We start from the raw sequence: 20830 nt of genomic DNA on the forward strand, positions 1-20830 counted from the left end.
GGATAGGACTACTCATGCCTGTAGAGTTAAATGCATTGAGCGGCGTTTTGGGACTTGCCCTGACCTCCGCTGTGTTGATCGCAGTCCCAGGCCCGAGCATCATGTTCCTGGTCGGGCAAACGATCGCCGTGGGACGGAAACATGCGTTGCAGGGCGTGATCGGGAATGCGATCGGAACCTACTGTGTGGCTGTGATCGTGGCCGTTGGCATCGGCTCTCTGCTTATGCGCTCCGACCATGCCCTGGTTTTCATTCGATTGCTGGGCGCCGTGGTCTTGCTGGGCATCGGCCTTCAATATTTGTTCGTTTCCCGGCGTGCGCCGGCAAAAGGAGCAAGTAACCCAAAGAAGAGCCGGCAATCGTTGGTCGCAGGGATCATCGTGGGCTCGACCAATCCGAAAGCGCTGATCATGTTTGGCTCGATCGTTCCGAGCTTCATGAGCAACGGAGCGGACAGCCCTATCCTTTACTTGCTGGGCTTTTCGCTGATACCGATTGGCCTGGGGCTGGTCATAGACACGGCATGGGTCGCGGCCGCTCATGCCGCGAGTTCGAGCGCCGTATTCAGCAGGAGCAATCTGAGGCTTTTCAATATTATTGGCGGCGGATTGATGATATCGATGGCCATTCTGTTGGCCGCCGAGGCGCTGCATTGACGGCTGCATTCCGTTTGATGTGGCGGGACCGGGAGCTTCACAACCGTTCCATCCCCTCCCCGCTCAACCCCACCAGCAACGCCTGCCCGCTCCCATCCACCCGGAACTCCCCATAGCGCGCCTTCTCGAAGCGCCCGCCCTGACCTTCCTGGAAGAAATAAGCATCGGTCGACACCTGCACCTGCCGGCCGCCCCACCGCGACTCGACCGTCTGGAAGCGCAGCAGCCGTTCGCCGGATGCCAGCGGCTCATCCCCGTGCAACCGGATGAAGGAGGCCACGCCGTTTGCATCGAGCCTGATGACGGCGACGCCGTCGCGCCGCTCGGGCTGCTGCGCGGCACGGATGGGGGCGCCGATGGCGAAGTTCAGGGCCATGTAGTCCCCCTGCATCAGCGAGCGAGGATCGACCGGTGCCAGGCGGAGATAGACGGTGTCCCCGCGCGCCAGCAGTTTCTCCTTGCCCGCGATCCCCACCGCGGCCAAGGCCAGCGTCAACGCCCAGGCAATCATGATCCAGCGTTTCATGCGACCTCCTTTGCCGGCACGGCATGCAGCAGCCAGTGACGCAACGCTATCAGGATGACGCCGGCCGCGGCCAGCGTGATGGACTTGGCCAGCAGCGTCCAGTGCAGCGAGCTGTAGTACCAGATGAAGCCGATGGCGATGGCGGCGATGCCAAGGCCCAGCCATGGCAGCGAGTCTCGCCGCAGTGCCAGTCCAAACGCCAGCGCACCAGCCCCCACGGCAGGCGCGGCGGCCATCAGGACACTGAATGCCGCAGTCCCGGCGACCACGGCGACGACAGCCGGAAAGGAAAGTGCCAGACGCCGGCACTCCAGCAACGCAAAGCCGACCAGCACCACGCCGACCAGCAGGCCCGGCAGCCAGCGCGCCCTGGCAAACAGCGGCACGGTTTCCTGGAGCTGGAGCCAGGCCAGCGGATGGGTGGCGCCTGTCACCACCAGCGCCGCGCCCAGCGCGAACAGCAGCGTGGCGTCCATCGCGGGCTCGAACGCGCCGTGCCGGCCTGCGGCGCACAGGCGCTCCTCGGCGGTCGTGAACCACACTGCGAGCGCGCACGCGGCCGGCGCCAGCCAGCCCAGCGACCACGGAATGGCCAGCCATGCGTGGCGCTCCGAAACCGTCAGCGCGATATGCACGGCGACCGCCAGTCCGATCCACACGCCCAGCGCGGACAGGAAGCGGTGCAGCCGGTTCTGCACCAGCGCGTACAGCGCCGCCTCGAACGCGGCCAGGCCGAGCCAAAAAGCGGCCGTCTCGATCAGCCGCGCGCCGCCGAGCGACTCGGCGACGCCATAGATCACCATGCCCTGGCCACTGAGGCTCACGGCCAGCGCGAACTGCCCAAGCGCGATCCCCCCGCCGCCGCGCCGGTACAGCACGGCCGCCAGGACAATCATGGCGAGGCCCGTCAGCGCGATCGCGCCCGCGTTCTCGCGCACGGCGACGAAGACCGCGCCGAGGAAGAACATCTGGAAGAACAGCGCGCCCAGCCACCCGGCCGCGCCCATCAGGGCACGAACGGCCCAGGGGGTGCGCACGCGGGCGACAGGGTCGCCCTGCACCTCGCCACGCGCGGCCAGCTCGCGCCACAAGGCCTGTTCGGTCTGGATGGAATGGGTCATGTCAGCTCCACGGCTTGCGCGCGGTACGCCCGCATCAGCCAGGCAGCCGCACCGGCGGCCATGCCTACGGTAATCAGGCCGAGCAGCAGGAAGGCACCGAAATCGGCCTTGCCCTCAAGCAGCAGCCGGCCGACCGCGGCAACGACCAGGACGATGCCGGTCAGGCTCGCCAGGCTCAGCACCACGATGTCGAAGGCGCGCTGCCGGAACCACCAGCCCAGCGCCAGCAGCGCGATGGCCGCAAGCCCGAAGGCCGACAGGTCGGGACGGTTATCGAACAGCGAGGAAAGGCCCGCGAAGCCAGCATGAAAGCAGGCCAATGCAGCCAGGATGCGTGCCCCGGCCTGGCCCCGGAAGCCCAGCGAGGCGGCATTCCCACATAGCCACGCCCATAGCGCCAGCTGCAGCATGACCGCACCGAGCAACAGTAAGGTCGTGACGCGTGCATGTCGCGCATCGAACAGCAGTTCGAACATCCCGCCGACGCCGAGCCGCACGCTGAAATAGCGCAGCAGCGCGACGTTGCCGATCACGATCACCAGCCACCAGTGCGGCGCCGCGCGCGCCGCAAGCGCCCATGGCACGGACAGCAGCGTCCACAGCGCGAACAGTTGCCAGGCATCGGCCCCGGTCTGGTAGGTCTGGCCGATCACGGCCAGCAGTACGCCGGCCAGTACCTGCGCACCGCCCAGCGCGGCACGTCCGGCCATGTCGGGGGACGGCCGGCACAGCGCGAACCCGGCCAGCAGGCTGATGGCCGCGGCCAGCACCGCGAATTTCGCGAACTTGTGCAGGTCCTGCCAGTTGAAGGCGAAGAAGACGATGACGCCTGCGCACAGCAGCACCGTGCCCAGCGCCAGCAGGCCGTGATCCAGCCAGCGGCGCCAGTCGGCTGCCCCAGGCTCGGTGCGCGCCCAGGGCCGCGCCACGCTGCCGGCTGCCAGCCGGCCCTCCGCGCGCCAGTCGGCCAGCGCCTGGCGGATGGCGCGGCGTTGGCCGGTTGCCGGTGTCGATGAGAGGGTCATGCGCGTGTCCCGGAGTCGGAATGGAATGACTCTAGCAAAGCGCCGCTGCCGCCGCACGTGGACTCGTCAAGGCGGCCTATGCCCGGGCCCTGGCTGCCGGTATCCTTTGGCCTTTCGTTTGGGACACGCCCCCATGACCCTCGGCATCCTCGCCGCGCTGCACGATGAAGTCGACAGCCTGGTCGCAGCCATGCGCCATGAAGACGCGCGCGCGACCATCCACCGTATCGGCATGCGTGACTACCACGTTGGCCACCTGCACGGACAGGCCTGTGTGCTGGTATTGGCGCGCGTCGGCAAAGTCGCCGCGGCCGCCACCACGGTGACGCTTGTGCGCGAGTTCGGCGTAGACGAGATCGTCTTCACCGGCCTGGCCGGCGGCGTGGGCGACGGCGTGCGGGTCGGCGACATCGTCATTGCCAGCGAGACCATGCAACACGACCTGGATGCCCGTCCGCTGTTCCCGCGCCATGAAGTGCCGCTGCTGGACCGCTCGCGCTTTCCCGCCGATGCCGACCTGACCGAAGCCCTGCGCGCCGCAGCGGACAGTTTCCTGCGCGAGGACCTGCCCACCGAGGTACCGCCCGCCGTGCGCGAGCGTTTCGGCATCGGCACGCCGTCACTTCAGTCGGGATTGATTGCCAGCGGAGACCAGTTCATCAACGCGGCCAGCGCTGTCGCCGGGCTGCGCGAATGCTTGCCCGAACTGCTGGCCGTGGAAATGGAAGGCGCCGCCGTGGCGCAGGTCTGCCATGAATACGGCGTGCGGTACGCGGTCATGCGGACGATCTCGGACCGCGCCGATGACAGCGCCCATGTCGACTTTCCGGCATTCCTGAAGGACGTGGCGAGCCACTATTCGGACGGCATCCTGCGCCGCTTCCTGGCCGCGCGCGCCTGATCCGCATCCCGGGCGGCGTCGATTCCGCACTGGATCGTCAGTTCTGACCTTACCCGTGGCGGGGCCGCAACGTGCCCCAGAGTCCGACCAGCAGCGAGGCGCCCACGATCGCCGCCAGCCATCCGCTCATCTGCCCGTCGATGAACAGATGCAGCGCGCGCCCGCCATAGAAAGCCGTCGCCGCGCCCGCCATGCCCAGTACCAGCGCGGCCGGCAGGGAAACGACCTTGCCCGAGGGATGCATCTGGCGCGCGGCCAGTCCCACCAGCAATCCGACGATCAACGTGCCCAGCATCCTGACTCCCGTGTGTCTCCGGAACCACAGTCCGGCGATTCCGGCGTAACGATACCGCGCCGGCGGCTTTGATCCTGTGCGGCCTGCAAGTTCCGATCCCAACGTTATAATGGCAATCGGGCCGCACTTGCTGCGCACCCGGTACCAGTCCCTACAAATGCAACTGCTCGCGATCGGCATCAACCATACGACGGCACCAGTTTCGCTGCGCGAACGGGTGGCGTTTCCGCTTGAGCAGATCAAACCGGCACTTGGGGCGCTGCAAAGCCACTTGGCAGGTCGCAACGGTACCGAAGCCGCCATTCTCTCCACCTGCAACCGCACCGAAATCTACTGCGCGACCGACATCCTCAAGCCGGGTGCGGAGGGTTTCGAGCATACGCTGCGGTGGCTGTCGCAGCACCACAACGTGCCGGCATCCGACCTGGCGCCGCACCTGTATTCGCTGCCGCAGTCCGAGGCCGTGCGCCACGCGTTCCGCGTCGCCAGCGGGCTCGATTCGATGGTGCTCGGCGAAACCCAGATCCTGGGCCAGCTCAAGGACGCGGTGCGCACCGCCGGCGAGGCCGGCTCGCTGGGCACCTACCTGAACCAGCTGTTCCAGCGCACCTTCGCGGTGGCCAAGGAAGTCCGCGGCCAGACCGAGATCGGCGCGCATTCGGTGTCGATGGCCGCCGCGGCCGTGCGCCTGGCGCAACGGATTTTTGAGAGCATCTCGACGCAGCGCGTGCTGTTCATCGGCGCCGGCGAGATGATCGAGCTGTGCGCGACGCACTTCGCCGCGCAGCAGCCGCGCCAGATCGTGGTGGCCAACCGCACGGTCGAACGCGGCGAGAAGCTCGCCGAACAGCTCGCCGAACAGGGCCTGACCACGCAGGCGATCCGCCTGCAGGAACTGGGCGACCGGCTCCATGAGTTCGATATCGTGGTGTCCTGCACCGCCAGTTCATTGCCGATCATTGGCCTGGGCGCGGTGGAGCGCGCGGTCAAGCGCCGCAAGCACCGCCCGATCATGATGGTCGACCTTGCCGTGCCGCGTGACGTGGAACCCGAAGTCGCGCGCCTGGACGACGTCTTTCTCTATACCGTGGACGACCTCGGCGCCGTCGTGCGCGAAGGCAATGCGCTGCGCCAGGCCGCCGTGGCGCAGGCCGAAGCCATCATCGAAAGCCGCGTGCAGAACTTCATGCACTGGCTGGAAACGCGCAGCGTGGTGCCGGTCATCCGCGAACTGCAGACCGCCGGCGAATCGATCCGCCAGGCCGAACTGGACCGTGCCCGCCGCATGCTTGCGCGCGGCGACGACCCGGAAGCCGTGCTCGAAGCCCTGTCGGGCGCGCTGACGCGCAAGTTCCTGCATGGCCCGACCCATGCGCTGAACCACCTGCAGGGCGAGGATCGCGAGGCGCTGGTGCGCCTGGTGCCCGGCCTGTTCCGCCACAGCAGCCACTCCGAGCGCTAGCCGCGCCCGACCGCTGCGCCCGCGCGCCCTGCGCGCCGGCAATTCGCCGCCCGCGCTGTAACAATCGCGCCCCGGCTCTTCCGCCTTCCCCACCGGATTCCCATGAAAGCCAGCATGCTTGCCAAGCTCGACCAACTGGCCGAGCGACTCGATGAAGTCAACGCCCTGCTTGCCCGCGAAGACGCGACCGCAAAGATCGACCAGTACCGCAAGCTCAGCCGCGAGCATGCCGAACTGTCGCCGGTGGCCGAGCAATATGGCCTGTATCGCCAGGCGCAAGACGACCTGGCCACCGCGCAGGCGCTGCTCGACGATCCGGAGATGAAGGATTTCGCGGCCGACGAGATCGCCAGCGCGCGCGAGCGCCTGGAGACGCTGGAAGCCAGCCTGCAGAAGCTGCTGCTGCCCAGGGACCCCAACGACGACCGCAACCTGCTGCTGGAAATCCGCGCCGGCGCCGGCGGCGAGGAAAGCGCGCTGTTCGCGGGCGACCTGCTGCGCATGTACACGCGCTTTGCCGAACGCCAGCGCTGGCAGGTGGAGATCATGAGCGAGTCCGAATCGGACCTGGGCGGCTACAAGGAAGTGATCGTGCGCATTGCCGGCGATGCCGCGTTCTCGCGCCTGAAGTTCGAATCCGGCGGCCACCGCGTGCAGCGCGTACCGGCCACCGAGGCGCAGGGCCGCATCCATACCTCGGCCTGCACGGTGGCGGTGATGCCCGAGGCCGACGAAGTGGGCGAAGTGGAAATCAACCCGTCCGACTTGCGCATCGATACGTTCCGCGCGTCGGGCGCCGGCGGCCAGCACGTCAACAAGACCGACTCGGCGGTGCGCCTCACGCATATCCCGACCGGCATCGTGGTCGAGTGCCAGGACGATCGCAGCCAGCACCGCAACAAGGACAAGGCCATGAAGGTCCTGGCGGCGCGCATCAAGGACCAGCAGACGCGCGCCGCGCAGGCCAAGGAAGCCAGCACGCGCCGCAACCTGATCGGCACGGGCGACCGCAGCGACCGTATCCGCACGTACAACTTCCCGCAGGGGCGCGTGACCGACCACCGCATCAACCTCACGCTCTACAAGATCGACATGATCATGGACGGCGACCTGGAGGAACTGGTCTCCGCGCTCGCAGCGGAACACCAGGCCGACCAGCTGGCAGCGCTCGGCGATGACGCCTGAGCGTCACGTGCTCCGGCGCCCCACGGCGACTTGGCAGGATCCCCGCTCAACTGCGGTCAAAGCTTTGTATCTGTTGTAAATGCTTGAAACAGCACTGGCGGGCGAAAGGGCGCTGTCTATAATCGATTTCGACCGGCGACAGAAGAAGCTGCCGGCAACTGTCTCTCTGACGCACGGACATAAAGGACGAAATCATGAAGAAACTGCTCGCGCTGTTGATGATCACCGCGGCCATGGCCGCCTGCAGCAAGAAGGAAGAAGCGCCGGCCACGCCGAGCGCCGATAGCGCCATGCAAAGCGCCGCGGAATCGGCCAAGGCCGCCGCCAGCGATGCCGCCGCAGCCGCCAGCAACGCCGCCGATGCCGCCAAGGCCGCGGCCAGCAATGCCGCCGCCGATGTCTCGGCCGCCGCCGACAAAGCCAAGACCGACGCTGGCAACGCCATGGAACATGCCAAGGAAGCCGCCAAGGACGCCGTCAACGAGGGCGCCGACAAGGCCAAGGACGCCGTCAATAAGTAATGACCGCTACGGGGATTCTCACCAGCCGCCAGGAGTTCGGCGCTACACTGCCTCCCTAGCTGGTAGACCCGCCGAAAGCCCCGCCAGGCCAACGCCCGGCGGGGTTTTTATTTTCGGCCGGCGTGTCGCCGCCGGCGCTTCCGTTCCCGCATTGCCGATGTCCCCTGCCCTGTCCGGCGCCTTGCCGGCTACTCCCACCGTGCGCGAAGCGCAGACGCTGGCCGCCATGGCTGGCTTGCCCACGCTGGAAGCGCGGATGCTGCTGACGCACGTCACCGGGCTGACCCGCACCCAACTGATCACCCGTGACGGCGACACGCTGACCCTGCCCCAGCGTGATGCCTTTGCCACGCTGCTGGCGCGCCGCCTGGCCGGCGAGCCGATGGCCTACCTGATCGGCGAGCGCGAATTCTTCGGCCGCAACTTCCGTGTGACGCCCGATGTACTGATCCCGCGCCCTGACACGGAAATCGCCGCGGAATCGTCACTCGCGCGGCTGGCCGGCGTGCAACGCCCGCGCGTGCTGGACCTGGGCACGGGTTCGGGCATCCTGGCCGTGACCATAGCGCGCGAACGCACCGATGCCGAGGTGTGGGCGACCGACATTTCACCGGGCGCCTTGATGGTGGCGCAGGACAACGCCTGCGCACTCGGTGCAGACGGCATCCAGTTCCTGGTTTCGGACTGGTACGCCGCCTTGCCGCCCGAGCTGCGTTTCCACCTGATCGTCAGCAACCCGCCGTATATTGCGGAAGGCGACCCACACCTGGTGGAAGGCGACCTGCGCTTCGAGCCGATCGACGCACTGACCGACCACAAGGATGGCATGTCGGACCTGGCCGCGATCATCGCCGGCGGGCACGGGCGGCTTCTGCCGGGCGGATGGCTCCTGATGGAGCATGGCTACGACCAGGCCAAGGCCACGCAGACGCTGCTGGAACGTGCCGGGTTCACCGAAGTTTTCACCGCGCGCGACCTGGCCGGTCAGGAACGCTGCACCGGCGGACGCCGTCCGGGAGCCGCATGATGGGGCCGCCTGAAGGCCGGCGGCGAATCCGGTAAAATTTGCAGTCAGATCACCGTCGCGCGGCATCCCCGTGCGTCCTTCGACACCCGGTGGCTCCGGAAAGGCAGGCGCCACCTCAACCGACAAAGCAATCATGAGTGACGTGCAACAAAAGATCGACCAGATCGTCAAGGGCAACCCGGTGGTCCTGTTTATGAAGGGCACCGCGCAGTTCCCGATGTGCGGCTTTTCCGGCCGCGCCATCCAGATCCTGAAGGCCTGCGGCGTGGATGCGCCGGCCACGGTCAACGTGCTGGAAGATGAAGGCATCCGCCAGGGCATCAAGGAATACGCCAGCTGGCCGACCATCCCGCAGCTCTACGTGAACGGCGAGTTCATCGGCGGCTCGGACATCATGATGGAGATGTACCAGAACGGCGAACTCCAGACCCTGCTCAAGGGTTGAGGCTTGCCATGCCCGTGACCGGCGGCGCCGTGCCGCAACGGCTGATCGTCGCCATCACGGGCGCCACCGGCGCCATCTATGGCGTGCGCCTCTTGCAGGTGCTACGCGAGGTGCCGACGGTGGAAACCCACCTGCTGATTTCCCCGGCGGGCGTGATGAACCTCCAGCACGAGCTGGAGATCAGCCGCGCCGAGGTGGAAGCCATGGCCGATGTCGTCCACAACGTGCGCGATATCGGCGCGACCATTGCCAGCGGCTCGTTCCACGCGCATGCCATGGTGGTGGCCCCGTGCTCGATGCGCACGCTGGCCGCGATTGCCCACGGCCTGTCAGACAATCTCATCACGCGCGCAGCCGACGTTACGCTGAAGGAGCGTCGCCGGCTGGTGCTGATGGTGCGGGAGACGCCGCTGAACCTGGCGCACCTGCGCAATATGACGGCCGTGACGGAGATGGGCGGCATCGTCTTTCCGCCCGTGCCCGGCTTCTACCAGAAGCCTCAAAGCATTGCCGAGCTGGTCGACCACACTGTGGGCCGCGTGCTCGACCTGGTCGACCTGCCCGATATCGCTCAGACCCTGGTCCCGAGTTGGCCGGGCCTGAACGGCGGCTACGGCAAGGCCGGAGACGGCGGCAACTGAGCCGCCCCCTCCGGTGCCGGCTTACCAGTAGTGGCGCCGGCCGTAGTAGCCATATCCGCCATAGCCGTAGTACGGCCGCGGCGACACCACCACCGCCGGCGGGCCGACATAGACGGGCGCCGGCGCCACCGCGACAGCGGGGCCGGGGCCGGCCGGATACGGATACACCGCACACCCGCCCAGCAAGGCTGTGGCGGCGGCCGCTGCGGCCAGTCCAATCGTTACTGTTCTCATCGTTTTTTCCTTGGGGTCGCTTCCGGGCATGTGCCTGCCCTGGAAACGTTATACGGGGCACTCCCGTAATACAGCGTCAAGGCGCTGTAACCCTTGTTACGATTCGCAACGATTGGATGAACGTAAAACCGCTCGGTTGTGACTCAGATCTCGAATCGGATGCCCTGTGCCAGCGGCAAGGTATCCCCGTAGTTGATGGTGTTGGTGGCCCGCCGCATATAGCCCTTCCACGCATCCGATCCCGACTCGCGGCCCCCGCCGGTCGCCTTCTCGCCGCCGAATGCGCCGCCGATCTCGGCCCCGCTGGTGCCGATATTAACGTTGGCGATACCGCAGTCGCTGCCCGCCGATGACAGGAAGTACTCGGCCTCGCGCAGCGACTCCGTGAAGATGCACGACGACAGCCCGTGCGCCGCCGCGTTGTTCAGCGCGATGGCCTCGTCGAGCGAGGTGTAGGGCATCAGGTACAGGATCGGCGCGAAGGTCTCGGTCAGCATGGTGTCGTGCTGCGTTTCGGTCATGACCAGGGCCGGGCGCACGTAGCTGGCATGCGGGAAGCGGTCGGCCAGCAGCCGTTCGCCGCCCGTGACGATACTGCCCTGTGCGCGGCAACTGGCCATGGCGTTGGCCATGGCATCGGCCGCCGCGGTATCGATCAGTGGGCCCAGCAGCGTGCCGTCTTCGAGCGGATCGCCGACCGGCAGGCGGTCGAACACCGTGACGAGGCGGCTCGTTAATGTGTCCATCAAGTCGGCATGGACGAAGCAGCGGCGCAGCGTGGTGCAGCGCTGCCCCGCCGTGCCGGCCGCCGCGAACGTGATGGCACGCACGGCCAGCTCGATATCGGCCGAGCGCGTCACGATGGCCGCGTTGTTGCCGCCCAGCTCCAGGATGCTGCGCTTGAAATGCTGGGCACATGCCACGCCGACCTCGCGGCCCATGCGCGTGGAGCCGGTCGCGCTGACCAGGCGCACCGCCGGATGCCCGACCAGGTGCGTGCCGATCATGCGGCCGCCCGGCAATACGGCCGATATGCCCGCATGCTGTGGCGCAGTGGCAGCCAGCACGCGCTCGAACAGGCCATGCGCGGCGAGCGCGCACAGCGTGGTCTTTTCCGACGGCTTCCACAGTACCGCGTTGCCGCACACTAGCGCGAGCGCCGCATTCCACGCCCACACCGCCACCGGGAAATTGAAGGCCGATATCACGCCGCACAGGCCGTACGGATGCCAGGTCTCTCGCATTGCATGCTGCGGGCGTTCCGACGCGATCGTCAGCCCATGCAGTTGCCGCGACAGCCCGACCGCGAAGTCGCAGATATCGATCATCTCCTGCACTTCGCCCAGCCCTTCCTGCAGGATCTTGCCCGATTCCAGCGACACCAGCCGGCCCAGCGCCATCTTGTGTTCGCGCAGCACCTCGCCGAAGCGCCGCACGATTTCGCCGCGCACTGGCGGGGGCACCAATGCCCAGCCGCTTTGCGCCTCGTGCGCGCGTGCAATCAGCGCGTCGGCCTGGGCCGGCGTGCAGGCCGGAACGTGGCCGAAGGCTTCGCCATCGACAGGCGAACGCACGATGACCGTGCCAGCCGGCGTGCCGTCGCTCCATGGCCGGGGCAATCCCATCGACTGCCAGCACGCCGCGATCTCTTGCGCTTTCATACGGTCAACTCCTGCAGTGGGTGCTGCTTGTAATGGCGGCCAAAACGGTTGGCCAGGAACGCCGCGAGCGGCACGGCTTCCTGCCGCACGAAACCGGACTGCGGCAGCCCGCCGCTGGCCACCAGGTCCAGCGCCGTGCAGATGGCCGCGGCCGTCGTCAGCTGGATGGCATTGACGTGCCCGGCCGGGCCATCCACGCCACCGATGCGCGCGGAGAACGAAGCCTGCGTCAACGGCCCGCGCCCGCGCTCGCCGCCTGCCGGATAGCCGGTCGCGGTGGCGAAGATGATGACCACGTCCTGCTCCGTGACCGGAATCGCCCGGTCGAAGATCTCGCGCAGCCAGCCGCGCCGCTCGCGCAGGCGCAGGTCGTTGAGCAGCAGCTTCATCAGCGCGCAGTGGCCCGGGTAGCGGATGGATTTGTAGTCGACATTGCGCGCGCGGCCCGCCAGCGTTTCCGGCAGCGTGCCAAGCCCGCCTGAGGTATTAAAGGCCTCGTACTCGATGCCGTCCAGCGCAAAGCTTTCCAGCCCTTCGAGCGCCGGCAGTTCGACGCGGCGGCCATCGACGATCGCCTCGCACGGATTGCAGTACTCGTTGATCAGCCCTTCGGTGCTCCAGGTCAGGTTGTACTTGAGCGCATTGCTCGGGTAGCGCGGCAGCGCGCCAACGCGCATCTGCAGGTCCAGCAGCTCGCCGCCGCCGCGCACGAAGCGCTGCGCCAGGTCATTGCCGACCACGCCGATAAAGCCGGGCGCCAGGCCGCACTGCGGCATCAGTACCGAACGCGCATTCTGTGCGAGTTGCCGGATGGCCTGCGTAGCGGCCACGTCCTCGGTCAGGTCGAAGTAGTGCACGCCCAGCCGCGCGGCCACCGTGGCGACGCTCACCGCGGCGTGGAACGGCAACGCGTTGAGGACCGCGTCGGCGCCCGCCAGCAGTGCGGCACAGGTGCCAGGCTCGGTCGGATCGCCGGCGCGTACGGTGATGGCGCGCGGCAGGCCATCAAGGTGGCGCGCATCGTTATCGACCAGGCTCACACGGTAGTCGCCGCTGTCGTGAAGCATCGCGGCAATGGTGCGGCCGATCTTGCCGGCCCCCAGTACCACGACTTGCAAGGTGCCTTTGGCCCGGGTCAGGTCCCGCGGCGAGCCGCGGCCAAGGGTAGATGGCTGCATGGTGTCCTCCTCTGTCCAAGCCTGTTGGTGCGTTGTCGATGCCTGATTGAAGTATGGTCAGCACGCACAACAGAAAGAAGGCATGAGTTCGACGAATGTCCTCCATAATCAAACGAAACGACGACGAATTTCGACAATATGGCTGATTCCGACAAGCTCGACCAGACCGACCGGCACCTGCTGGCGCTGCTGCAGGCCAACGCGCGCGAAAGTGCGGCCAACCTGGCGCGGCATCTGGGTATCGCACGCACCACGGTGGTGGCGCGCATCGCGCGGCTGGAACGTCTCGGCGTGGTGGCCGGGTATGGCGTGCGGTTGGGGCGCGAGATGGGCGACAACGCCATCCAGGCGTTCTGCGGGCTGTCGGTGCAGCCCAAGGCCGGCCCGGCCATCGTGCGGGCCTTGCAGCGCTTGCCGGAAATCGAGGAACTGAGTTCGGTCAGCGGCCCGGTGGACTACATGGCGGTGATCCGCTGCGATACCCACGCGCGGCTCGACCAGCTGCTCGACGAGATCGGCATGCTCGACGGCGTGAACCACACCACAACGTCGATCGTGCTGGCGAGAAAAATCGACCGCCGACGCGCAACCGGCTAGCGCGGTATGCTCCTGCGACCACCTTCAGGAAACGGGAGAGAAAAGACGATGAGCAATCCGATCCGTGTCGCCGTAGGCGGCGTAACCGGCTGGGCCGGCGGCGAACTGGCACGCGGCGTGGCGCACGCGGCCGACATGACGCTGGTGGCCGGCCTGTCGCGCGGCGCCGCGGGGCAGCCGCTGGCGCAGCTGACGGGCCATGCCGATACGCCGGGCGTGGCGGCGGCCAGTATCGAGGCGCTGGGCAGCACGCCCTATGACGTCTACGTGGAATACACCAAGCCGGCCATTGCCAAGCACAACATCCTGCAGGCGCTGGCGCACGGCGCGCACGTGGTGGTCGGCACGTCGGGCCTGACCGACGATGACTATGCCGAGATCGACGCGGCCGCGCGCAAGGCCGAGCGCGGCGTGCTGGCGTGCGGCAATTTCGCCATCACCGTGGTGCTGCTGCAGAAGTTCGCGGAAATGGCAGCGCGCCATCTCGATCACTGGGAGATCATCGACTACGCCAAGGCCGGCAAGGTCGACGTGCCATCCGGCACCGTGCGCGAGCTGGCGTTCCGTCTCGGCGAGGTCAAGGCCGCGCAGCAGGCGGTACCGGTGGACCAGGTCAACGGCCCGCGTGAAACGCGCGGCGCGACCATGTCCGGCACGCAAGTGCATGCCGTGCGGCTGCCCGGCTATCAGCTCGGCGTGGAAGTGATCTTCGGCGCCGACGGCCAGCGCCTGCACCTCAAGCATGAAGCCGGCGACGGCTCCAAGCCCTACGTGTCGGGCGCGCTGCTGGCGATCCGCAAGGTCCACACCGTGCGGGGCGTGGTACGCGGGCTCGACAAGGTGATGGAAGGCATCTGAGCCGGCACACAGGCCGGCATCGGCCGGATCAGGCCAGGCGTGTTACCAGCTGCCTGGCTTGACAGGCTTGGGCGCCGGCTTCTTTTCCTTGCTTGGCGCGGCAGCGGGCGCCGATGCAGGCGCCAGCTGCTGAGCGACCTGCGCGTCCTTGTCCGCCATCAGCGCGCGGGCGCGCGGCAGCAGCATTTCGATGGTGCCGGTGCTGGGGTCTTCCGGCATGGCGTAGAGCTCGACCGTCAGCGGCTTCTGCATCCAGCCAGCATGGATGGTCTTGACCGTGTTGCCGGACTTGTCGCGCATGTCTTCCTGCTCCTGGCGGAACGGCTTTCCGTACAGGGCATTGACGCTGTCGAGGGCGGCCTGTTGCGAATTGGCCCCACCGGTCGGGACCACCACGCCGACCAGGGCGTTGCCGTCCGCAAAGGCCAGGACATGCACGCCGTCCATGAAGGCCGGCCGCTTGTCGCGCGGGATGCCGACCTGGCGCATGATGCCGTCGCCCTTTACCTCGACGCAGAAAGCGGTCACGTCGCGGCCATCGGGCGTGCGCTTGTCAGCACAATCAGGCAGCGCGGGCAGCGGATTGCCGATTTCCAGCAGTTTCAGCATCGGGGCGAGCGCGCTATCGCCGGCGGGTGCAGCCTTCTGGGCAGGCTTCGGTGCCGCGGCGGCAGGGGCGGGAGCCGCCGGGGCGGCAAAGGCGCTCGTGGCGGCGCCGATCAGGCCGGCGGCAGCCAGCCTGGCAACGGGAAATTTCAAAATCCGGACTCCTCAAAAAAGGCCCCTGTTGGAGCCCGCGGCGCGCCGGATGTTCCGGCCGCCTGCATAACACCCCGCAGGGCATGGCGCATGGGGCACCTCGCCCATTGCAAAGTGCGCCCATCCTGGCCTGGGCGGTTAGCCTGCCGGGGTCTTGCGCACCAGCGCCTGGGCCTCGCGGCGGAAGACATGGCCAACGTAATGGTAGAACGGGTGCGGCGAGAACTGCCGCGAGATAAACGACGCCAGCAGTGAGGCAGCCAGCAGGAAAAGGGTCAGGTCCTGTGTGCGCGTCATTTCCATGACGATCACGCTGGCCGTAATGGGCGCCTGCGTAGCGCCAGCCAGGAACGCGGCCATGGCCACCAGCGCCAGCAAACGCGGTTCGTGCATGCCGGGGATGAAATGCGCGACGTTCTCGCCGATACCGGCGCCAATGGCCAGTGCCGGCGTGAAGATGCCGCCGGGAATGCCCGCGAAATACGACACCACCGTAGCCGCGAGCTTGGCCAGGCCGAACCACAGCGTGGCGTGCGATTCGCCATTGATCAGCGCCGAGGCCTGCTCATAGCCCGTGCCCAGCGTCGCCCCGGCCGTCGCCCAGCCCAGCGCCGCCACAACCAGACCGCAGCAAAATGCCGCTTGCACCGGATGCGCGGGCGGCCAGTGGCGCCAGCGCTGCGGCAACAGCCCCGGCACGCCGCCGATCAGCGCCTTGGCAAACAGCCCGCCCGCGACGCCGCACACCAACGCGCACAGGATCACCGGCCCCCACGCGGCATGCAGCGCCAGCATGGGCACCTTGACGACGAAGTACGGGTTGTTGCCGAGCAAGGCCAGCGACAGGAAGCCGGCCGTCAGCACACCGGACAGCACCAGCCGGTCCCAGCGCACGGCCGTGCCACGGCCAAGTTCCTCGATGGCGAATACCACGCCGGCCAGCGGCGTGTTGAATGCGGCGGCCAGGCCGCCCGCGGCGCCCGCCGCGATCAGCGCATTCGGGTGGAAGCCGATGCGAAAACGCAGCTTCTCATGGCACCAATGGCCCCAGGCCAGCATGGCCGCCGCCCCGACCTGCACCGACGGCCCCTCGCGCCCGACCGAAGCGCCGACGAGCAGGCCGGCCGCGGTCAGCACCACCTTCCACATCGACTGGCGGAACGACACCAGCAGCGTCTGCGCCGGCCCCGAAGGCGGCAGCGTGACGGCCGCGATCACCTGCGGAATGCCGCTGCCGCGCGCCTGCGGCGCGAGCCGGATGGTCAGCCAGCGCAGTGCGGCCAGCCCGAACGGCAGCATGACGAACGAGATCCATGGCGTGGCCTGCGTCATGTGGTAATTCCAGCGCAGCGCCAGTTCGGCGATCCATGCGAAGACCAGCGAGAACAGCGCGACGCAGCCGGCGCCGCACATGAAAACGGCATAGCGCAGCGTGGTCCGGGAGATGCGTCCGGCCTGGCGCGACTTGCGCCAGGCCGCCAGGCGGGCGCGGCGGCTGATCGCGTCGGTCAGTCGGTCATTGGCGCGGCCGGGTGGGGGATCAGCGACGACATCCGAAGCCTCCGGGCTGACGGATGCTGCGTTCTCGGCGGCGGCGGAAGCGCTGGGTGGTTCGTGTGGGGCGGGGTCTGTCATGACGTGCGGACATTGCGGCATCTTGCGCGCCCGGCATTGCGGGCGCCTGTGCCTGGATGTCGCACTATACGCCCGTCAGCGCGGAGCGCACCGCACGTCGCCGGTAATCGGCCGAATGCCACCGGCGCCCAAACCCGCGCTCCACCGCGCGGTGGTTCGTCAATCCAGCGTGATGTTGTTGGCCTTGATGACCTTGCCCCAGTGCTCGCGGTCCGCTTCGACATAGCGGTCGATCTCGGCCTGCGTGCGCGGCGGCTGCACCACCAGGCCCAGGTCGCTGAAGGTGGCGCGGAATTTAGGGTCCTTCAGCACGCTGTCGGCCGCGGCGCGCAGCCTGGCCACGGCCTCGGGCGGGGTCTGCGCCGGCACGGCCAGGCCGAACCACGTGGCGGCCTGGAAGTTGGGGTAGCCGCCTTCGGCGACCGTCGGCACATTGGGCAGGACGTTCAGCCGCTGGCGGCCGGTGACGGCCAGCGCCTTGAGCTTGCCGGCCTTGATGTGCGGCAGCGAGGTGCTGACCACGTCCACCATCAGCTGCGTGTCATTGGCGAGCAGCGCCGACAGCGCCGGCGCGCTGCCGTTGTAGGGCACATGCGTGACCTCGATGCCCAGTTCGGTCTTCAGCATCTCGGTGGCCAGCTGCAGCGCGTTGCCCAGCCCGACCGACGAATAGTTGAGCTTGCCGCCGCTGGCCTTGGCATAGCTGGCGAATTCGCGGATGTTGGTGGCCGGCACCTTGGTATTGGTCACCACTACCAGCGGTACCTCGGCGCCGACGCTGAAGATCTTGAAATCGCGCGGCGGATCGTAGGAGATCTTCTTGTACAGCATGGGGTTGAGCACCATGCTGCCGTTGGTGGCCAGCACCATGGTGTAGCCGTCGGCCGGCGCGCGCGCCACGCTGGTGGTGCCAACCATGGTGGCCGCGCCCGGGCGGTTTTCCACCACCACGGTCTGGCCGAGCTGGCGCGACATGCCGTCGGCCATCGCGCGGCCGAACTGGTCGGTCGAGCCGCCCGGGGTGTACGGCACCACGAGCTTGATCGGGTGATCGGGATACGCGGCCAGCGCGGGCGCCGCGCCGCCTGCCAGTACACAAACTGCGGCTGCCGTTGAGGCACGCCAGGCCCGGCGGCCGAATTTACTGCCTTGCATAGTGTCTCCTGTCTGGCGGCGCCATCGTGGGCGCCCTAGTTCTGGTTTTGATGGATGCGGCCTTGCCTCGTTGCGCTCAGACGCGCCGCTGGCGCCCTTCCCAGTACCGGTCGCGCAGCCGGCGCTTGGCCAGCTTGCCGGTTTCGTCACGCGGCAACTGCGGCTCGATCACGATGCTGCGCGGCACTTTGAATCCCGACAGGCGCGCGCGCAGCCAGTCGATCACGTCTTCCTCGCGGATCGTCGCGTCCGGCATCGGCTGCACCATGGCCAGCAGCCGCTCGCCATATTCATCGTCGGGCACGCCGAACACCACGCAATCGGCCACGCCGGGGTAGCGCACCAGTTCGTGCTCGATCTCGGCCGGATAGATGTTCACGCCGCCCGAGATCACCATGTCGGACGCGCGGTCGCAGATGAACAGGTAGCCATCCGCATCGACATAGCCCATGTCGCCAAGCGTCACCAGGCCGTCGCGGTCGATGGCGCGGCGCGCAGCCTCATTGTTGCGGTAAGTGAAGTCCGGGTAGGCGGGCTGGCGCACATAGACCATGCCGATCTCGCCCGGCGCGCACGGCTTGCCGTCGGCATCGAGGATGCGCAGTTGCGCGTCGTCCACCGGTTTGCCGGCGGTGCCGGGGCGGGCGGCGGCATCGGCGGGCGTGGCGACCGTTATCATGCCGGCCTCGCTCGACGCATAGGTTTCGTGAATGACCGGGCCGAGCCATTCCAGCATCGCGCGCTTGACCTCCGGCGCGCACGGCGAGCCGGTCGAGGCGACGAAGCGGATCGACGACAGGTCGTAGCGCGTGCGCACCTCGGGCGCCAGCTTGAGCAGGCGCACGTACATGATCGGCACAAGGTAAAGCACGTCGATGCGATGCTTCTCCACCAGGGCCAGCACCTGCTCGGCATCGAAGCGCGGCGTGAGCACCAGCCGATCGGCCATCTGCAGCGCGTTCTGGATAAACGAACCGGGTGCGCTGTGGTACAGCGGCGCCGTCATCAGCACGCGGCAGCCGGGGACGATGCCGTAGACCTGCCGCACCAGTGAGCGCGCACGCGCGAGCTGGTCTTCGAGCTGGTCAAGCGGCACCGGCTCGCGTAGCACTCCCTTGGGACGGCCGGTGGTGCCCGAGGTGTAGGCCATGTGGCCACGCGGAGACACGCGCGGGCCGTCATACGGCGCTTGCTGTGCGAGCCACGCTTCGTAGTCGATACCGTCGTCAGACGCCTGCGCATCGTCGGCGACGACCAGCACGGTCATGCCTGCCGGTATGGCCTCGCGCACGGCAGCCAGCAGGCCTGCATGCACGATGAGCGCGCGGGCACCGCTGTCGGCCAGCAGGAAGCGGACTTCCTCGGTGGTGAAGTGCCAGTTGATCGGGCAGTAATAGGTGCCGCCGATGCGGCACGCCTGGACGACATCGACATAGACCGGGTCGTTGCGCAGCAGCACCGCCACCACGTCGCCCTCCTTCAGCCCCGCGGCGCGCAGGCCGCCAGCCAGGCGGGCGCCACGGTCGAGCAGTTCGGCGCCGTCGCGGTGCATGTCTTCGAACCAGAGGTCTGTCGCCATTGGTGGTCTCCTGTGCTTTGTCTTGTTTGGCAGCGTTCCACTGTAGCCGCGCTGCGTGGCATCGACAATTCACCACGCCGGAATCACAATGTTGCGCCAGACGTGACAATCCTGCAGGCAATTCCCGATGGACCTGAACCTGATCGAGGCTTTTGTAGACATCGTCGATGCCGGCAATCTGGCCGAGGCCGGCCGGCGCCGGGGCGTGACGCGCTCGCAGGTGAGCCGCCAGTTGCGCGAACTGGAACGGCAGGCCGGCGCCCAGCTTTTGCGCCGGACCACGCGCCGGCTGGAGATGACCGAGCCGGGCCAGGCGCTCTACCAGCATGGGCTGCGGATCCTTCAGGAGGTGGCATCGGCGCAGGCCGAGATCGACAGCCTGGGCAAGACGCTGCGCGGCCATGTGCGCGTGAGCATGCCCACGGGCCTGGGCGATGCGTTCGTCGCGCCGCTGCTGCTGCAGTTCGCGCAGCGCTACCCGGGGATCACGCTGCGCGTGTTCTTTGCGAACCGCGTGGTCGACCTGATTGCATCGGAAATCGACGTGGCGCTGCGGGTGACTTCGTCGCCGCCGCTGGATCACGTGGCACGCGAGATCTGTCCGATCGACTGGCAGTTGTGCGCATCGCCCGCGTATCTGGAACGCGTTGCGCCGCCGGGCGTGCCAGCCGACCTGAAGCGCTGCCACTTCCTGTGTCCGCCCTACGGCACGCGTTTCGTGCTGGCCCTGAACCGCGACGGCCTTCGGGAGGAAGTCGAACTGACGCCCCATCTGCAATCGGAGCACTTCCGGTTTCTGCACCAGGCCGTGCGCGAAGGCCATGGCATCAGCCTGCTGCCGCGCTATATGAGCTGGGAGGAAGTGCGGCAGGGACAACTGGTGCCGGTGTTGCCTGACTGGAAACCTGAAGGGCTCGGCAGCAGCCTCTATGTCATCACCACGCCGAGCCGGCATCCGACCATGGCGACGCGGGCGCTGATTGCGTTTTTGAAGGAGGAGATTGGGAAGCTGCCGGTGTTCAATGGGTGAAAGGGGGGCAGGCGGGGAGCTTCGGGGATTTGCGGGGCATCGTTCTTGGCAGGCGCCGCTGTTTCGCAGGCGTAGCCTGCGAGTCACTTTTTGTCCGAGCGACAAAAAGTAACCAAAAAACGCGTTTACTTGTCCTAGCGGACGAATATTGATCGTAGTGTGCGAAGAATTGCGTGCGGGTACTCGCTTCAGAGTCTGCCCCGCTGCCTGCCGCGTGGAGCGCGTCCGTATGCAGGCTCTCCGGCAATGATTGAACCAGCCCCGAACCTGTCCGTGGCTCGACACTGCCGGCGATATCGCATCATCGCCTTCGGCTGCTGCGCGGCTCAGTAGTCGGTT

The 20830-nt window shown here is 67.4% G+C and carries 22 protein-coding genes; 11 read left to right on the plus strand and 11 right to left on the minus strand.

Features of this window, described 5'->3' with window-relative positions; translation table 11 throughout:
* The first annotated feature begins 14 nt into the window (after positions 1-14).
* Positions 15-656, plus strand: coding sequence for a LysE family translocator (locus tag ACIGJB_RS14815; RefSeq protein WP_483730502.1), 642 nt, complete (start codon positions 15-17; stop codon positions 654-656).
* A gap of 37 nt (positions 657-693) precedes the next feature.
* Here ACIGJB_RS14815 and ACIGJB_RS14820 read toward each other — a convergent pair whose 3' ends face one another.
* From ACIGJB_RS14820 to ACIGJB_RS14830, 3 genes are read right to left on the minus strand one after another with little or no spacing between them, the layout of a single operon-like run.
* Entirely contained in the window at positions 694-1182 is a 489-nt protein-coding gene (locus tag ACIGJB_RS14820; protein ID WP_483730503.1) for a GDYXXLXY domain-containing protein, read from the minus strand.
* Complete coding sequence (locus ACIGJB_RS14825; protein WP_483730504.1) at positions 1179-2303, minus strand: DUF4401 domain-containing protein; 1125 nt, start codon at positions 2301-2303, stop codon at positions 1179-1181. Before ACIGJB_RS14825 ends, ACIGJB_RS14820 begins: the two co-directional genes overlap by 4 nt.
* A complete protein-coding gene (locus ACIGJB_RS14830; protein WP_483730505.1) occupies positions 2300-3328 on the minus strand; it encodes a DUF2157 domain-containing protein in 1029 nt (342 codons plus the stop codon). Before ACIGJB_RS14830 ends, ACIGJB_RS14825 begins: the two co-directional genes overlap by 4 nt.
* A 133-nt stretch (positions 3329-3461) precedes the next feature.
* On the opposite strand from ACIGJB_RS14830, the gene ACIGJB_RS14835 reads away from it, so the two are divergent.
* Positions 3462-4229, plus strand: a complete 768-nt coding sequence (locus ACIGJB_RS14835; protein WP_483730506.1) for a 5'-methylthioadenosine/adenosylhomocysteine nucleosidase — start codon at positions 3462-3464, stop codon at positions 4227-4229.
* 49 nt (positions 4230-4278) lie between these two features.
* Here the strand turns inward: ACIGJB_RS14835 and ACIGJB_RS14840 are convergent, their stop codons facing one another.
* On the minus strand, positions 4279-4524 hold the full coding sequence (locus ACIGJB_RS14840; protein WP_483730507.1) for a GlsB/YeaQ/YmgE family stress response membrane protein: 246 nt from the start codon (positions 4522-4524) through the stop codon (positions 4279-4281).
* Positions 4525-4681: 157 nt separating this feature from the next.
* On the opposite strand from ACIGJB_RS14840, the gene hemA reads away from it, so the two are divergent.
* The 6 genes from hemA (at position 4682) to ACIGJB_RS14870 (ending at position 9805) form a co-directional block, all read left to right on the plus strand.
* Entirely contained in the window at positions 4682-5986 is a 1305-nt protein-coding gene (gene hemA / locus ACIGJB_RS14845) for a glutamyl-tRNA reductase (protein WP_483730508.1), read from the plus strand.
* 102 nt (positions 5987-6088) lie between these two features.
* Positions 6089-7171, plus strand: a complete 1083-nt coding sequence (gene prfA / locus ACIGJB_RS14850; RefSeq protein WP_483709509.1) for a peptide chain release factor 1 — start codon at positions 6089-6091, stop codon at positions 7169-7171.
* Between the two features lie 194 nt (positions 7172-7365).
* The gene (locus ACIGJB_RS14855) at positions 7366-7692 is read left to right on the plus strand and encodes a hypothetical protein (protein ID WP_483709511.1); all 327 of its coding nucleotides are present in this window, start codon (positions 7366-7368) and stop codon (positions 7690-7692) included.
* A gap of 157 nt (positions 7693-7849) precedes the next feature.
* Complete coding sequence (prmC, locus tag ACIGJB_RS14860; protein ID WP_483730509.1) at positions 7850-8719, plus strand: peptide chain release factor N(5)-glutamine methyltransferase; 870 nt, start codon at positions 7850-7852, stop codon at positions 8717-8719.
* A 133-nt stretch (positions 8720-8852) separates the two neighbouring features.
* Positions 8853-9164 (plus strand): Grx4 family monothiol glutaredoxin, encoded by a 312-nt coding sequence (gene grxD, locus ACIGJB_RS14865; RefSeq protein WP_483709514.1) that lies wholly within the window; start codon positions 8853-8855, stop codon positions 9162-9164.
* An 8-nt stretch (positions 9165-9172) separates the two neighbouring features.
* A complete protein-coding gene (locus ACIGJB_RS14870; RefSeq protein ID WP_483730510.1) occupies positions 9173-9805 on the plus strand; it encodes a UbiX family flavin prenyltransferase in 633 nt (210 codons plus the stop codon).
* A gap of 21 nt (positions 9806-9826) precedes the next feature.
* On the opposite strand, the gene ACIGJB_RS14875 is transcribed toward ACIGJB_RS14870, so the two are convergent.
* The 3 genes from ACIGJB_RS14875 to ACIGJB_RS14885 all read right to left on the minus strand — a co-directional run bounded on the left by ACIGJB_RS14875 (position 9827) and on the right by ACIGJB_RS14885 (position 12878).
* On the minus strand, positions 9827-10039 hold the full coding sequence (locus ACIGJB_RS14875) for a hypothetical protein (RefSeq protein ID WP_483709518.1): 213 nt from the start codon (positions 10037-10039) through the stop codon (positions 9827-9829).
* A gap of 143 nt (positions 10040-10182) precedes the next feature.
* Positions 10183-11700: an L-piperidine-6-carboxylate dehydrogenase gene (amaB, locus tag ACIGJB_RS14880; protein WP_483730511.1), complete on the minus strand. Its 1518-nt coding sequence runs from the start codon at positions 11698-11700 to the stop codon at positions 10183-10185.
* Positions 11697-12878: a saccharopine dehydrogenase family protein gene (locus ACIGJB_RS14885; protein WP_483730512.1), complete on the minus strand. Its 1182-nt coding sequence runs from the start codon at positions 12876-12878 to the stop codon at positions 11697-11699. The genes amaB and ACIGJB_RS14885 overlap by 4 nt, the downstream gene beginning before the upstream one ends.
* Before the next feature lie 138 nt (positions 12879-13016).
* On the opposite strand from ACIGJB_RS14885, the gene ACIGJB_RS14890 reads away from it, so the two are divergent.
* Both ACIGJB_RS14890 and dapB read left to right on the plus strand, forming a co-directional pair.
* Complete coding sequence (locus ACIGJB_RS14890) at positions 13017-13475, plus strand: Lrp/AsnC family transcriptional regulator (protein WP_483730513.1); 459 nt, start codon at positions 13017-13019, stop codon at positions 13473-13475.
* Between the two features lie 48 nt (positions 13476-13523).
* A complete protein-coding gene (gene dapB / locus ACIGJB_RS14895; RefSeq protein WP_483730514.1) occupies positions 13524-14333 on the plus strand; it encodes a 4-hydroxy-tetrahydrodipicolinate reductase in 810 nt (269 codons plus the stop codon).
* 42 nt (positions 14334-14375) lie between these two features.
* Here dapB and ACIGJB_RS14900 read toward each other — a convergent pair whose 3' ends face one another.
* The 4 genes from ACIGJB_RS14900 to ACIGJB_RS14915 form a co-directional block, all read right to left on the minus strand.
* Positions 14376-15092 (minus strand): hypothetical protein, encoded by a 717-nt coding sequence (locus ACIGJB_RS14900; RefSeq protein WP_483730515.1) that lies wholly within the window; start codon positions 15090-15092, stop codon positions 14376-14378.
* A 138-nt stretch (positions 15093-15230) separates the two neighbouring features.
* A complete protein-coding gene (locus ACIGJB_RS14905; protein ID WP_483730516.1) occupies positions 15231-16727 on the minus strand; it encodes a chloride channel protein in 1497 nt (498 codons plus the stop codon).
* A 159-nt stretch (positions 16728-16886) separates the two neighbouring features.
* Positions 16887-17882, minus strand: coding sequence for a Bug family tripartite tricarboxylate transporter substrate binding protein (locus ACIGJB_RS14910; protein ID WP_483730517.1), 996 nt, complete (start codon positions 17880-17882; stop codon positions 16887-16889).
* Between the two features lie 76 nt (positions 17883-17958).
* Positions 17959-19461, minus strand: coding sequence for an acyl-CoA synthetase (locus tag ACIGJB_RS14915; RefSeq protein WP_483730518.1), 1503 nt, complete (start codon positions 19459-19461; stop codon positions 17959-17961).
* Positions 19462-19588: 127 nt separating this feature from the next.
* On the opposite strand from ACIGJB_RS14915, the gene ACIGJB_RS14920 reads away from it, so the two are divergent.
* Entirely contained in the window at positions 19589-20491 is a 903-nt protein-coding gene (locus tag ACIGJB_RS14920; protein WP_483730519.1) for a LysR substrate-binding domain-containing protein, read from the plus strand.
* Positions 20492-20830 lie beyond the last annotated feature (339 nt).

The organism is Cupriavidus sp. C2SS-8b (genome assembly GCF_057073745.1).

Bases quoted from the DNA above. Each gene is read 5' to 3' on its own strand.
- ACIGJB_RS14815 (WP_483730502.1), top strand. From the start codon at position 15: ATGCCTGTAGAGTTAAATGCATTGAGCGGCGTTTTGGGACTTGCCCTG.
- ACIGJB_RS14820 (WP_483730503.1), bottom strand. From the start codon at position 1,182: ATGAAACGCTGGATCATGATTGCCTGGGCGTTGACGCTGGCCTTGGCC.
- ACIGJB_RS14825 (WP_483730504.1), bottom strand. From the start codon at position 2,303: ATGACCCATTCCATCCAGACCGAACAGGCCTTGTGGCGCGAGCTGGCC.
- ACIGJB_RS14830 (WP_483730505.1), bottom strand. From the start codon at position 3,328: ATGACCCTCTCATCGACACCGGCAACCGGCCAACGCCGCGCCATCCGC.
- ACIGJB_RS14835 (WP_483730506.1), top strand. From the start codon at position 3,462: ATGACCCTCGGCATCCTCGCCGCGCTGCACGATGAAGTCGACAGCCTG.
- ACIGJB_RS14840 (WP_483730507.1), bottom strand. From the start codon at position 4,524: ATGCTGGGCACGTTGATCGTCGGATTGCTGGTGGGACTGGCCGCGCGC.
- hemA (WP_483730508.1), top strand. From the start codon at position 4,682: ATGCAACTGCTCGCGATCGGCATCAACCATACGACGGCACCAGTTTCG.
- prfA (WP_483709509.1), top strand. From the start codon at position 6,089: ATGAAAGCCAGCATGCTTGCCAAGCTCGACCAACTGGCCGAGCGACTC.
- ACIGJB_RS14855 (WP_483709511.1), top strand. From the start codon at position 7,366: ATGAAGAAACTGCTCGCGCTGTTGATGATCACCGCGGCCATGGCCGCC.
- prmC (WP_483730509.1), top strand. From the start codon at position 7,850: ATGTCCCCTGCCCTGTCCGGCGCCTTGCCGGCTACTCCCACCGTGCGC.
- grxD (WP_483709514.1), top strand. From the start codon at position 8,853: ATGAGTGACGTGCAACAAAAGATCGACCAGATCGTCAAGGGCAACCCG.
- ACIGJB_RS14870 (WP_483730510.1), top strand. From the start codon at position 9,173: ATGCCCGTGACCGGCGGCGCCGTGCCGCAACGGCTGATCGTCGCCATC.
- ACIGJB_RS14875 (WP_483709518.1), bottom strand. From the start codon at position 10,039: ATGAGAACAGTAACGATTGGACTGGCCGCAGCGGCCGCCGCCACAGCC.
- amaB (WP_483730511.1), bottom strand. From the start codon at position 11,700: ATGAAAGCGCAAGAGATCGCGGCGTGCTGGCAGTCGATGGGATTGCCC.
- ACIGJB_RS14885 (WP_483730512.1), bottom strand. From the start codon at position 12,878: ATGCAGCCATCTACCCTTGGCCGCGGCTCGCCGCGGGACCTGACCCGG.
- ACIGJB_RS14890 (WP_483730513.1), top strand. From the start codon at position 13,017: ATGGCTGATTCCGACAAGCTCGACCAGACCGACCGGCACCTGCTGGCG.
- dapB (WP_483730514.1), top strand. From the start codon at position 13,524: ATGAGCAATCCGATCCGTGTCGCCGTAGGCGGCGTAACCGGCTGGGCC.
- ACIGJB_RS14905 (WP_483730516.1), bottom strand. From the start codon at position 16,727: ATGACAGACCCCGCCCCACACGAACCACCCAGCGCTTCCGCCGCCGCC.
- ACIGJB_RS14910 (WP_483730517.1), bottom strand. From the start codon at position 17,882: ATGCAAGGCAGTAAATTCGGCCGCCGGGCCTGGCGTGCCTCAACGGCA.
- ACIGJB_RS14915 (WP_483730518.1), bottom strand. From the start codon at position 19,461: ATGGCGACAGACCTCTGGTTCGAAGACATGCACCGCGACGGCGCCGAA.
- ACIGJB_RS14920 (WP_483730519.1), top strand. From the start codon at position 19,589: ATGGACCTGAACCTGATCGAGGCTTTTGTAGACATCGTCGATGCCGGC.